The 13138-nt window shown below is 41.0% G+C and carries 14 protein-coding genes; 3 read left to right on the forward strand and 11 right to left on the reverse strand.

Features of this window, described 5'->3' with window-relative positions; translation table 11 throughout:
• Positions 1-116: 116 nt before the first annotated feature.
• From NYE23_RS12490 to NYE23_RS12510, 5 genes are all read right to left on the reverse strand, one after another.
• On the reverse strand, positions 117-503 hold the full coding sequence (locus NYE23_RS12490; RefSeq protein WP_341080714.1) for a DUF3397 domain-containing protein: 387 nt from the start codon (positions 501-503) through the stop codon (positions 117-119).
• Positions 504-513: 10 nt separating this feature from the next.
• Positions 514-1407 (reverse strand): 2-dehydropantoate 2-reductase, encoded by an 894-nt coding sequence (locus NYE23_RS12495; RefSeq protein ID WP_341078236.1) that lies wholly within the window; start codon positions 1405-1407, stop codon positions 514-516.
• A 183-nt stretch (positions 1408-1590) separates the two neighbouring features.
• Positions 1591-3132 carry an acyl-CoA carboxylase subunit beta gene (locus tag NYE23_RS12500; protein WP_341078237.1) on the reverse strand — a complete coding sequence of 514 codons (1542 nt, stop codon included), beginning with the start codon at positions 3130-3132 and terminating at the stop codon, positions 1591-1593.
• Between the two features lie 265 nt (positions 3133-3397).
• Positions 3398-3610 (reverse strand): acetyl-CoA carboxylase biotin carboxyl carrier protein subunit, encoded by a 213-nt coding sequence (locus tag NYE23_RS12505; RefSeq protein WP_061790918.1) that lies wholly within the window; start codon positions 3608-3610, stop codon positions 3398-3400.
• Between the two features lie 15 nt (positions 3611-3625).
• Complete coding sequence (locus NYE23_RS12510) at positions 3626-4969, reverse strand: acetyl-CoA carboxylase biotin carboxylase subunit (RefSeq protein ID WP_341078240.1); 1344 nt, start codon at positions 4967-4969, stop codon at positions 3626-3628.
• Positions 4970-5232: 263 nt separating this feature from the next.
• Between NYE23_RS12510 and NYE23_RS12515 the strand changes: the two genes are divergently transcribed.
• The gene (locus NYE23_RS12515) at positions 5233-5706 is read left to right on the forward strand and encodes an N-acetyltransferase (RefSeq protein WP_035328746.1); all 474 of its coding nucleotides are present in this window, start codon (positions 5233-5235) and stop codon (positions 5704-5706) included.
• 77 nt (positions 5707-5783) lie between these two features.
• Here NYE23_RS12515 and NYE23_RS12520 read toward each other — a convergent pair whose 3' ends face one another.
• From NYE23_RS12520 to NYE23_RS12535, 4 genes are all read right to left on the reverse strand, one after another.
• Positions 5784-6413: an RsfA family transcriptional regulator gene (locus NYE23_RS12520; RefSeq protein WP_341078243.1), complete on the reverse strand. Its 630-nt coding sequence runs from the start codon at positions 6411-6413 to the stop codon at positions 5784-5786.
• Between the two features lie 108 nt (positions 6414-6521).
• Positions 6522-7280, reverse strand: coding sequence for an enoyl-CoA hydratase/isomerase family protein (locus NYE23_RS12525; RefSeq protein ID WP_341078245.1), 759 nt, complete (start codon positions 7278-7280; stop codon positions 6522-6524).
• A gap of 139 nt (positions 7281-7419) precedes the next feature.
• Entirely contained in the window at positions 7420-7593 is a 174-nt protein-coding gene (gene rpmF, locus NYE23_RS12530; RefSeq protein WP_009791160.1) for a 50S ribosomal protein L32, read from the reverse strand.
• Between the two features lie 118 nt (positions 7594-7711).
• Positions 7712-8236, reverse strand: a complete 525-nt coding sequence (locus tag NYE23_RS12535; RefSeq protein ID WP_341078247.1) for a YceD family protein — start codon at positions 8234-8236, stop codon at positions 7712-7714.
• Between the two features lie 227 nt (positions 8237-8463).
• Between NYE23_RS12535 and NYE23_RS12540 the strand changes: the two genes are divergently transcribed.
• Entirely contained in the window at positions 8464-9678 is a 1215-nt protein-coding gene (locus NYE23_RS12540) for a nucleotidyltransferase (protein WP_341078249.1), read from the forward strand.
• Positions 9679-9786: 108 nt separating this feature from the next.
• Here the strand turns inward: NYE23_RS12540 and NYE23_RS12545 are convergent, their stop codons facing one another.
• Together NYE23_RS12545 and NYE23_RS12550 are read right to left on the reverse strand one after the other, a co-directional pair.
• Complete coding sequence (locus NYE23_RS12545) at positions 9787-10797, reverse strand: SepM family pheromone-processing serine protease (protein WP_341078251.1); 1011 nt, start codon at positions 10795-10797, stop codon at positions 9787-9789.
• A complete protein-coding gene (locus tag NYE23_RS12550) occupies positions 10794-11585 on the reverse strand; it encodes a patatin-like phospholipase family protein (protein ID WP_341078253.1) in 792 nt (263 codons plus the stop codon). The genes NYE23_RS12545 and NYE23_RS12550 overlap by 4 nt, the downstream gene beginning before the upstream one ends.
• Positions 11586-11914: 329 nt before the next feature.
• Between NYE23_RS12550 and ylbJ the strand changes: the two genes are divergently transcribed.
• The gene (gene ylbJ / locus NYE23_RS12555) at positions 11915-13132 is read left to right on the forward strand and encodes a sporulation integral membrane protein YlbJ (protein WP_341078255.1); all 1218 of its coding nucleotides are present in this window, start codon (positions 11915-11917) and stop codon (positions 13130-13132) included.
• Positions 13133-13138: the final 6 nt, after the last annotated feature.

Consider the following 13138-nt stretch of genomic DNA (forward strand, 5'->3'; position numbering starts at 1 on the left):
CAATTTTGATTTTCATCTTATGAGTATAGCATTGTCTTAATCGAAAAGAAAAAAACTTTGCTTGCCTAAAGGCTTCATTTCTAAATGTTAAATCATTATGTCATCTAACCTGTTCATTAAGGTATGAAAACAACAGAAGTTACCCTTTGAACAAGTCCGATTATCATCAGAATGATATAAGCGGTCAAATAGAGCAGGAAATTAAATCTCCAGAATCCTTTGAATAAGACACGCATATTGATTTCCTGCTTAATTCTCCACTGAATGATAATAAAACAGACTGCTGTAATAAGCAGGGACAGGATAATCATCCATAAATACGACTTGTCCCAAATAATGATAATTAAATAGTGGACCGCCAATATAAATAAAAAAGTGCTTACATCCAAGGCAATATGTACAGATTTTTTATGTTTTTTAGTAATTTGTTTACTGATAACAAAAACAGCCAGATATCCGAGCAGCGGTATGGTCACCAGCGTTGCAATCAAGCTTGAAAACACAGTGTTCAACTTATTTCCCCCTCTCCCTGCCTTTGATCTGACAATAAAGACTTTCTGTATATGGAGCAGACATATTCTTCATTTCAGCTTCCTTGAGGATATAGCCTAAAATAGCATCTATTTCTGTTTCCCTGCCTTCTTCGATATCCTTAAGCATTGAGGATCTGTTCATCCCGGTTTCCTTACAGACACTTTCCACATGGCTTAATGCAGCTGCTTTATCTGGGATATTTAATATGGCACTTACCTCGTCAAACAGCTTCAAAAATAGCCGATAATAAAATTTATTCGAAAGCAGTTCTCCATTTCTAACACGAAGAACTGCAGTGAGAGGGTTTATCAGACTGTTTACGATTAATTTTTGAATTAGCATTTCCAGAGGATCCCCGACAAAAATAAAAGGAAAAAAACAAGATGCAGAATCGGATATTTTCTTCAGAAAATCCACATCTCCCTTTACTGCTGCCACTTTTGTGACTCCTATCCCAGTATGCAGCACAGTGTCAGACGCTGTCTTTAACGCACCATGCTCAACACTGCCCGCAAAAAGGTTATCAGCTTCCAGCATTTCTGCCCACTTCAAGTGCCCCATCCCGTTTTGCAGAAACAAAAATGACCCGGTTTTGCAAGCATCCATCTTCAATAAATCTCCCGCCAATTCAGGAATACTGTATTGCTTAACTGCAACGATTGTTAAATCCTCTTCCCCCTTCCATTCACTAAAATGGCATGCCTTGACGCGGGTATTTCTGCGAATTCCATTCCTCTCCATTGTAAGTCCATTTTCGCGCAGTTTTTGCAGCTGGCTGCTGTTTCTCACATAGACAAGCACTTCATGATTTTCATTTAAGTAATGGGCAAACAGAAGGCCGACAGAGCCTCCTCCGATAATAGCTATTCTCATAACAAACTCCACCACTTTTACTTTTTAAACATATTTTAACAAAATAAGATAAATTCATGGGTAAAAAGAAATATTTTTAACTTGAAATCTAATGGATATTTCTTAATTCCATTTTTCATCAGCTAAATCCTTTAAAAAAAATCCCTTTTTCGAAAATCGAAAAAGGGAATTTAATGACAAGGATTATACCGGATAAACCGGATGTTTGCGGACACTGAATGTCAATTCTTTAGTCTCATACAGATTAAATCGGTTAATTAAAACATTTCTTAAATCTGAAGGTGCAACAATATCGTCAACAATTAATTCAGAGGCAAGCTTGTAGATATCAATTGTTTCTTTATATTCCTGCTGTTTTTCCTGAACATATTTAATCTTTTCTTTCGGGTCTTCAATCGCATTGATCTTATTGGAATAAACAGCATTTACTGCTGCTTCAGGTCCCATTACTGCAATTTGTGCTGTTGGCAATGCTATGCAGCAATCAGGCTCAAATGCCGGACCAGCCATTGCATACAATCCGGCTCCATATGCCTTTCTGACAACAACAGAGATTTTCGGAACTGTTGCAGAACTCATCGCAGCGATAAGCTTGGCACCATGACGGATAATTCCAGCTCTTTCCACCTTCGTCCCGATCATAAAACCAGGGACATCCGCCAGGAATAACAGCGGAATATGGAAAGCATCACAAAGCTGAATAAATTTCGCTGCTTTATCCGCAGAATCCACAAATAAAACGCCGCCTTTAACCTTTGGCTGGTTGGCAATAATTCCTACAGGCCTTCCCCCTATTCGGGCAAGTCCCGTAATCAGTTCAGCAGCAAAAAGCTTCTTAATTTCAAAAAAGCTTCCTTCATCAATTAAGGAATCAATACACTCATACATGTCAAATGGGGCATTTTGATTTTTTGGGATGATTTCTTCAAGGGCGCGGCCGGATTTTGGCATGACGGCTTCAAGCCTCGCAGGTTTTTCTTTGAAGCTTGCCGGAAAGTATGCCAAATACCTTCTTGCTGACTCAATAGCCTCTTCCTCACTATAAGCAAGGACATCACCACATCCGCTGACAGAACAATGCATGCGGGCGCCGCCCATTTCTTCCAGGGTTACCTTCTCCCCGATAACCTTTTCTGCCATTCTTGGTGATCCAAGATACATAGAAGCATTTTGATCTACCATTATAACAATATCACAAAACGCAGGTATATAAGCTCCGCCGGCAGCAGATGGTCCAAAAAGGAGGCAAATCTGCGGTATCATGCCTGAAAGCTTTACCTGGTTATAAAAAATTCTTCCTGCTCCGCGTCTATTCGGAAACATCTCAAGCTGATCGGTAATTCGAGCACCGGCAGAGTCAACCAGGTATAGAATCGGAACTTTTAACTTCTCTGCTGTCTCCTGAATACGGATGATCTTTTCAACCGTCCTCGCACCCCAGGAGCCGGCTTTTACTGTTGAATCATTCGCCATAACGCAAACAGTCTGGCCGTTTATCTTTCCAACAGCAGTAACAACTCCATCTGCAGGAAGGTCATTTTCCTCGCAGTTCGCAAATTTCCCATCTTCCTCATAGAATCCGTCATCAAACAAAAGCTCAAGCCGTCTTCTGACAAATAGTTTGTTTTGCGCTTCATTCTTTTCATGATATTTTGGATGTCCGCCCGCTTCTATTACCCTGCTTCTTTCCTGGAGCGTCTCAGTTAATGTCTTTGCAGTAGTCATTCCCATCCTCCTCAAATATAAAGTGAAACTTCAATCAGGGAGGCCTTATCCCTGATTGTTAGTTGAACCAATCGGGCCTTTACGGGCAGTTTGACCCCAAATTATCCTCCTTTGATTCCTCTGAATCTTGAAGTGGGGGTCTTACTGCCCGTTAGACTGCGATAAATTTCCCATATTGCAATAACCTGCATTGCAGGTAGTAACACGGAGCAGACGGGGCTTAGCAGCAGCCCCTTGCTCGCTGAATATGCGTGTCCCTGCCTACTTATTCAAATACAATCAGCACATCGCCTTCGTTCACAAAATCTCCTATGCTGACCTTCACTTCAGCAACTTTCCCGGCAGTTTCGCTTTCTACTGGAATTTCCATTTTCATGGATTCAAGCATTAGCACTTCCTGTCCTGCATTAACCTCCTGGCCCGCTTCGACCAACACATTTAATACAGTACCTGCCATTGATGATGTAATTTCTTTCATTGTAATTTCCTCCTTTTAGTTAACGGCAAAAGCCTTCTGGGTTAGATATGATGTAGAATAATTCCCATTACGGAAATCTTCTTCTTTTAAAATCACTTTAAATAATGGGGCATTCGTTTTAATACCTTCAATTTTCAGTCCATCAAAGAATTGCAGTGCATTTTTGATTGTTTCATCCCTTGATTGGCCATAGATAATGCATTTTGCGATCATAGGATCATAAAATGGGCTGACTGCCGTATTTGAAGCATATCCGTAATCTACTCGTATCCCAGGAGAATCTGCCCATTCAAATTTTGACAATTTCCCAGGAGAAGGCATGAAGCTTACAGGATCCTCTGCATACAGCCTAAATTCAATCGAATGGCCTTGCTGCTCTATACTGTTCTGTTCAAGGGGAAGCTTTTCCCCTCTTGCTGCAAGGAGCTGCCATTCGACAAGATCAAGTCCGGTTACTTGTTCAGTTACGGGATGCTCAACCTGAAGTCTTGTATTCATTTCAAGAAAATAATAATTCTCCTGTTCATCTACAATAAACTCAATAGTACCGGCATTTTTATAATTGACTGCTCTGGCAGCAGTCAAAGCTGTATCATACATCTTTTGCTTTGTTTGCTCTGAAAGGAAAGGAGATGGTGATTCCTCAACTACCTTCTGATGTCTCCTCTGTATAGAGCAATCTCTTTCAAATAAGTGGACGATATTCCCATGATGATCACCAAACACCTGTATTTCTACATGTCTGGCATTCTCTATATACTTTTCTACAAAAACCTCATCAGAACCAAAATAAGCTTTGGCACGGGCCTTGGTTGAGGCAAAGGACTTAGCGAGCGCTTGCTCATTTTCACAGCGCACCATACCAATTCCTCCGCCTCCACCACTTGCCTTCAGCATGACTGGATAACCCATATCATCAGCAAGCCTGCATGCTTCCTCGAGGGTGGAGGTTCCCTCTCCGCTACCCGGGACAACCGGTACTCCTGCTTCCTTCATGGTTTTGCGGGATACAATTTTATCCCCCATCAATTCAATCGTTTCCGGATCCGGTCCAATAAAAGCAATCCCTGCATCAATTACGGCTCTTGCAAAGCCGGCGTTTTCCGACAAAAAACCATATCCCGGATGAATTCCATCTGCCTTTTCCCTTTTGGCAATCTCTAGAATAGCATCTGTTTTTAAATAAGATTTATTGACAGGCGGTTCACCAATATGGAAAGCATATGTAGCTTCTTTAACAAACGGCAGGTCTTTATCTGCATCAGAATATATGGCTATAGTTTCAATTTCCATTTCACGGCAGGTTTTTATGATTCTTAAAGCAATTTCTCCCCTGTTGGCAATCAGAATTTTTCGCACAATCCGGCCCCTTCCTACTTGTATTAATCCTGCAATAATATATATTTCTACAATCTTCTGCTTATTTCCTGCTATTTTTGTAAACGCTTTCTGATTTTTATAAAAAAACTAAAAATATATTAAGTTTTCCATATGTGCAGAATTTTTTGTTTACTTGTTATATAATAATAGACAAAGAAGAAACCTTTCAACTTTAAGGAAGGTATTATAAAGCGTTTACATCCGCAGAAGTCCTATACACCGATGGCTAAGGGGGAGATTTTATGAACTATAAGGTTGAAAAATTAAAGGTAAATTATAAAACTCTGGAAGAGTTTAAGAAATTTAAAGAGTATGGATTACAGGAGCTTTCCATGCTTGAAGACCTTGAAGCTAATATTATCGAAAACGACAGTGAGTCTCCATTTTATGGTATTTATTTTGGAGATAAACTTGTTGCACGCATGAGCCTTTACCAGATTGAAGCAAGATTCGACCGCTATTTCGAACCTGCACAGGATTATTTAGAGCTATGGAAGCTTGAAGTTTTACCTGACTATCAAAACAAAGGCTATGGGCAATCACTTGTAGAATTTGCAAAAGGATTTGGACTTCCTATTAAAACAAATCCGCGTGTGAAATCAAAGGCCTTCTGGGAGAAGATGGGATTTGAACCCGTTCATTATGATATGGAACGCGACCTGGGAGAGAATCCGCTTGCCTGGTTCCCGGCTGGTGTTAAAGAACAAACTCATTAAGCAGCTGTCTTCTACTATAAATGCATAAAAATGAGCGGACAAACTTCGTCCGCTTATTTTTATTTATTTACAATCATCTATTTCTCAACCTTTTCAGGCTTTATTTCGGGATTTACAGTAAAATTCAGGTTTTTATGGCGGCTGCCGTCCTTGAGCCCAACAAGCTTTCTGGCACTTTCCATAATCTCTACCAATGCTTTGTAATCCTGTTCCAGCGTATTTAATTCTTTAGTTAATTTCTCATTTTCCGCTGCCAGGTAGTACATTTGCTTCTCCAGCTCCTGAATTCGTTTCTTATCACCTGGATCTTCTGCAGGTGCAGGTTTCTGAGCATTCTCATATAAGGCTTTCAGAAAGCCGACTAATTCATCAAACTCGATTGTCCTATTAATTGCCTGAACTGTGTTTTCGCTTTTTTCAGCCTTTTCCTCAGGAACTGCACGAAGATCTTGTTCCCTTCCAGCAGCCTGCGGGTTTTTCTTCATTTCTTTTCTCTGCTTTTTTGCCAATTCAATACCTGATTTATATTGTTTTCTTACATAAGAATTCCAGCGAAATCCGCAGGCAGCCGCGGTTCTGCTTAACTGTTTGCCAACTTCTTCAAATGCCTGAAGCTGAGTTCCTCCTTCACGTATATGACGGAGCACAACTTCTGCAAGCAGTAAATCTTCATCTTGAGACCAAGCATCCTGACGGGTTGAAGACATCAGTGTATCCCTCCTAGTGTTTTTCTTTATACATATGCCAATGCTAGAAAAGATAGACTGATATCATATTATAAAATGTAACTTTATTCATTCCCGCAAAGAATACACTTATGGCTTATTCAGGAAACTGTCAACTTTGGCATGGTGTGCTTCTCCCTCCCATAAAACCGAACAGCAGCGCACTTCTTGGTCAATTCTCTCTTCTAAGCCAGCTTTCGCCCACTTATTTACAAGAAGATCTTTATAAGCTTCCAAAACCTCACTCTCAAGCCTAAGCATTCTTTCCAGAAAACTCAGACACCCATCGGCTGAATCCCCCTGAAAGACTGAATGTATGAAACCTAATTCTTTTAATTCTTCTTCAGTATATAATTTTGCTTCCATTAGCATTCTCATGGCATTGGCAGGAAGCATCTTTTCCATAATGATGGAACCGCCGCCCCAGCCGGTTGTTATAGCTAAAGTTCCTTGAATGAAACCGGCTTTTATTCCTGCTTTGGCAATCCGGTAATCACATGCAGCAGCGAGCTCACAGCCTCCGCCGACAGCTGTTCCATTCAATATGGCAATAGTTGGTTTTCGCAAGAATAGTAATTTTTTTAAAAGAGCAGCCATTCTGCTTAGCATTCCAAAGGCCTTACTTTCTGTCTTTAAATTGTGAAAGGAAGATAGATCCCCTCCTGAGCAAAAAGCCTGGTCTCCCTCACCGGTAATCGCAAGCGCCTTAACTGATTTCTTACCAGCCATATGAATTGCGGTCTCCAGACCATCCATAACCTCATAGTTTATGGCATTTCTTTTTTCAGGTCTGTTAATCCTGAAAATTAACAGGCCATTCTCATATTCTTCAAATATGTAAGGTTTCATGGCTGCCTCCTTGAATTTTGTTTAAACTATTTTTAATATTAGCAAAAATATAGCTAGGCTTGTACTAATAATGAATAAATCGATGCTTTAAAACGACAAAAGCACAAGAACTAAGTTCTTGTGCTTTGTATCTAAAGGATTAGTCGTTAACTACTTCTTTTCCTTTGTAAGTTCCGCAAGCTTTGCAAACGCGGTGAGCAAGTTTCATTTCACCACAGTTTGGGCATTCCACCATACCAGGAACCTGTAATTTAAAATGGGTACGACGTTTTCTCTTCGCAGTTTTAGATGTTCTTCTAAAAGGTACAGCCATTCTTCCCACCTCCTTAAAGAGTATTAGAGGATGTCCATAGGAATTGGACAAACCCATTAAGAAAGTTATGAAGGCCAGAGCAAGCTGGTGTCTTCAAGTGCTTCTTGTTTTTCTTCCGTTATGAATCGGAAGAAGGATCATTCTGATCAAAAAATTGAGCAAGTCCGGCAAGACGAGGATCTACTTTATCCTGTTTATCCTGCTCATGAATGACCTCCCAATCCTTACCGGATTGCGGAGCTCCCTCTTCACTGCTGTCTTCGCAGAAAACTTGCATTGGGACTTCGAGTAAAAGGATCTCATGAAGGATCGGATTTAAATCAATCACATCCCCTTTTACCTGGTGAACTTCCTCTTCAGTCTCATAATCAGGACCTTTTAAAAGGAAAGTTTCGTTTGTTTCAACATTAATTGGATAATTTACGTCAACTAAAGTACGAGAACAAGGCAGTATTAAATGACCCTTTATAGTTAAATGAAAAGTCACTTTGGCAGAATCGATATCCGCACGGCCAGTCACATGCATTGGTGATGCACCGCGTATTTCCGGATTCAATTTCATGACCTCATCAGCATTGACAGTTTCATCAATGGGAAAGTCCTTGCTTCGATATTTTTGTAACTGACTTAAAGTCCATTTCATACGAATCACCCCAAGGCAACAAAGGTAATTATAGCCTTCCTATAATTATTTGTCAATATTTTTTCTTTACACTATAATGTAGCTATTATCATACTATTGAAGGCTTCATTAGTAAAAAGTTTTTTTGCGGGATTTAGAGATTTTGTTTACTCGGCAAGGCGGTTCCGCTTCTTTTAATACTTTTTCCAATACATATCTTTTTAAACCTTTTCGAGGAGTATGTCAATATGAATGCAACAGGTGTAATTGTAGAATATAATCCTTTTCATAATGGCCATGCCTTCCATTTGGAGCAGGCCAAATATATTTCAGGTGCAGAAACCATTATTGCGGTCATGAGCGGCAACTTTCTGCAGAGAGGAGAACCTGCGTTAGTTTCAAAATGGAAACGAGCAGAAATGGCACTAAAGGCGGGTGCAGATATTGTATTTGAACTTCCCTACCAGTTTGCTGTTCAGCAGGCAGATATTTTCGCAAGCGGAGCAGTGTCCATTCTCGAAGCAGCCGGCTGCAGCAGCTTATGCTTCGGGAGTGAATCTGGCAATATGGAAAGCTTTCACCAAACGCTGTCATTTCTCGGAAAACATCATGCTGCCTACCAGGAAAGGGTCAGAGTACACCTGGATGCGGGGGTCAGTTATCCAAAAGCAACATCAATGGCATTCCTTGATTTGAACCCTGAAGATGAATTGGTTGACCTTTCAAAACCGAATAACATTCTTGGCTTTCAATATTTAAAGTCAGCCCGCAGGATAAATTCATCTATGCAGCTTTTTACAGTTGCAAGAAAAAGCGCAGGATATCATGACGAACAATTTTCTTCTGAATCTATAGCAAGTGCGACAAGCATAAGAAAAGCACTTTTTACCGGGAATGGAGAGATTGAAGCCATTCGCCAATATGTTCCGGAAACTACATATCAGGGTTTACTTCAATACAAAAAAGAGTTTGGTGCATTTCATCAATGGGAACAATACTGGCCTTTTTTAAAATTCCGCCTGGTTCATCTTCAGCCGGAAAAGTTAAGATGCATTTATGAAATGGAAGAAGGCCTGGAGCATAGATTTTTATCAGCAGCAATTCAGGCAGAAAGCTTTCAGCATTTCATGGAAAAGATTAAAACAAAGAGGTACACATGGACAAGACTTCAGCGGGCTTGTGTACATATCCTTACAAATACAGAAAAAACAGAGATGCCCAATAAACCATTAAAAGCGGAATATCTTCGTCTTTTGGGGATGTCCAAGAATGGAAGGAAGTATTTAAACCTGCATAAGTCTGACTTAAAACTTCCGCTGATATCAAGAATTTCATCACAGGCTGCACAACAGCTGCATTTGGATATTAAAGCCTCCCGGGTATATGTAATGGGCATGCAGGCTGCTGAGGACCGAAGTCTCATGCAGCAGGAATTTAACCAGCCTCCTATTATGGTTGACTAAATTCTGTACTGCAGTCTCTATTAAAGACTAATAGCTCCAGATATTAAAGAAAAGCCAGCGGCATCTCTCGATTGCCGCTGGCTTTTTGCTGCCGGCTGAAAGTTTTTTTTAATCCAGGTTTCTTAAATATTCCACAGCATCATCAAACGTATCCACCGGAACGATTTTCATATCGGTCTTAATATTCCTGGCTGTTGCAGCAGCTGCTTTGTAATTGGAGTCTTCTGCACCATTTTCATTAGGCGCAAGGAAAATATCTGCTCCCGCTTTGTCTGCTGCTACGACCTTTTGCTCGATCCCGCCTATTCTCCCGACTGTCCCTTCGGAATTGATTGTTCCGGTGCCGGCTATTTTATAGCCTCCCGTCAAATCTTCTTTTATTAGCTGATTGTAAATTTCAAGAGAAAACATCAGTCCGGCAGAAGGGCCGCCAATTTCTTCACTGTCAATATTAACAGCAGGGTCGACCTCTATTTCTTTGTCATCAACGAGAGTGATCCCCACGCCCGGCTTTCCGGTTTCCGCAAGTGTTTTTAAAGGAATCGATGTTTCCATCGTTTTATCCTGGCGTTCAAAAGTTAGTTTTATTTCGCTGCCCTCCGGCTTTTTGGAGACTGTGCTGATAAATTCATCAGAGGATTTGAACTCCCGGCCGTCTACTTTAAAGATGCGGTCACCCGCCTGGAGCTTGCCGTCAGCGGGCATATCAGGAAGCACATTAAGGACATATACGCCATTATAATGATAATGAATGGGCAGTCCGGCTTTTTTATAGGCCGTTTCAATAGCAGCCAGTTTGGAAGTTGCCATCATATGAAGCTGCCGTACATTATACTCTTCATCTGTTTCATTTTCTGCCCGTATTTCTTCCTCAGGATACAGTTCCTGATACTTGCTGAATTTAGCAGCCATATAGGCATATATATTCGCCCGGCCCATTCTTACGGTCGTCAGCATGAAGCTTCCTTGTTCTTCATAGCCGTTTTCCACCTCAATAATCGGCTCGAGTTCTTTTGCCATACCCGGCTTTGATACATAATAAGGCAGATAATAAAACGAACTGGCCACAAGGATAACTGCCAAAATCAAGAAGGAACGGGTATAAAATTTGCTTCTCATGAATCAGGATGCTCCTTCCATTTAGTTATGTAATGATTAATACTGTCAATATGCTTTTTTGCTTCCTCTTCGCCTATTTTGATGATTTCTTCAATATTTGTAAAGGCGCGGGAGCTATACATTTCCACCCTGGGCCTGATCATAAAATCAGAAGCAATTTCCCGGTGACTGACAAGCTCCATCTGCATGATATCCAGACTTTGCATGATTACGTCATAGATTGAGGTGATTTCCGCATTTGTCTTAACATGTGAAACGTCGATAGCGATGATGATATCTGCTCCCATTTCCTTAACAACTGACACAGGAACTCTGTCCACTACTCCTCCGTCCACTAAAAGCCTGCCATTTAATTTTTCCGGCACAAATATACCCGGGATGGATATACTTGCCCTAACCGCATCAGAAATGGGGCCTCTTTTAAAAACAATTTTTTCACCAGTCATCAAATCTGTGGCCACTACATTAACAGGAATATCGAGTTCCTCGAGGCTTTTTCCATGAGTAAATATACGGATCAGTTCCTTTACTCGTTTGCCTGTCACAAAACCCATTTTTGGCACTGTAAAATCTAAATAATATTTCCTTTTAAATGCTTTGGAAAGCTTATATAAACGATCAACATCCAGCCCCGCCCCATAAAAGCAGCCTACCATGGCACCCATACTGCTGCCGGCAATATAATCAATCGGTATGCCGGCTTCCTTCAAGACCTTGATCGCACCCAGGTGGGCGAATCCCCGAGCTCCTCCCGAACCAAGTGCCAAACCTATTTTCGGACGCTGCAAAAGACTCCCCCCTTATAAGCCAATGGCCGATTCGAACTTATGCTTATTCTATTCTATTTATTTCCAAAAGAAGCATACAATAAAAATTTTCAGCTGAAAATTCACATATGCCTGTACCTAATTCTATGGTCTATTTTAAACTTCTATGAGTATATTGGGTTATATGGGGACAAGACTTGACAGCACAGGCTTTATCACTGTATACCTTTGTTCCGGATTCAGGAAAAATAAATGAAAAGGCCGGAGAAAAATATAGATGCAACTGCTTCTTTATTTTACCATTGTTTAAATTCATTTCACAGTCAGTACAACTTGAGGGAGGCTTGTCCGTGTTTCGTTCCAAATTAAAAACGGTTACTCTTGCACTCTCTGTAACCTTAATGGCCATCTCATTAATTTCATTTCCCCAGGAATCTGTTGATGCATCCATCAGGGGATTGGATATGTGGTGGGAAATCGTCTTCCCTTCATTACTTCCCTTCTTCATAGTATCAGAAATGCTGATCGGCTTTGGTGTAGTTAAATTCATTGGAGTACTCCTTGAACCTTTGATGAGGCCTCTTTTCAGAGTACCTGGAGTTGGCGGGTTTGTTTGGGCAATGGGGATGGCTTCAGGCTATCCGGCCGGGGCAAAACTGACAGCAAGATTGCGGCAGGAAGGACAGCTCTCAAAAACAGAAGCAGAGCGCCTGGTTTCCTTTACTAATTGTTCAAATCCTTTGTTTATATTCGGTGCCGTATCGGTTGGTTTTTTTAATAACGCCAAGCTAGGGGTGATATTGGCCCTGGCACATTATCTCGGCAATATTACCGTCGGTTTATTAATGAGGTTCTATGGAAAGAAGTCAAAGCAGCCTGCCCATGGTGCAAGGACGTCAAAGCCATCTTTGCGGGCTGCCTTATCTGCTCTTCATCGGACAAGAATAAAGGATAATCGCCCGATTGGCAAGCTCCTTGGAGATGCAGTCATGTCATCCATCCAAACACTTCTGATGATAGGCGGATTTATCATTTTATTCTCTGTGATTAACAAACTCCTATTTCACATTGGGATCACAGCATTCCTGGCTAAAGGCTTAGAAGCCGTATTGTCAATATTCAGCCTGCCAACTGAATTAAGCATCCCGTTCATTTCAGGCTTGTTTGAAATAACACTTGGCAGCCAGATGACGAGCCAGGTTCAGCAGGCAACATTAATGCACCAGGTCATTATTGTCAGTTTCATACTCGCTTTCAGCGGATTCAGCGTGCAGGCTCAGGTGGCGAGCATCCTGGCACAGACTGATATTAATTTTAAGCCTTTCTTCTTCGCAAGAATTGTTCATGGCTTTGCGGCTGCCTTTTATGCATTCATTCTTTGGCAGCCAATTTATGAACGCTATTACAATACGGAACAGCCATCCAATGCCATTCCGGTCGGATTCTTTGAGAAATACTCGTTTCTCGGTAAATTTATGGATGGAATCGTCTCTTCCGGACCGCTTATAACTATACTTGCACTTTCTGTTTATACTTTAATGCTCGCCAGGCGTTTGGATAGGAAGTAACAGCAA

The organism is Cytobacillus sp. FSL H8-0458, from assembly GCF_038002165.1.
Classification (GTDB): Bacteria; Bacillota; Bacilli; order Bacillales; family Cytobacillaceae; genus Cytobacillus.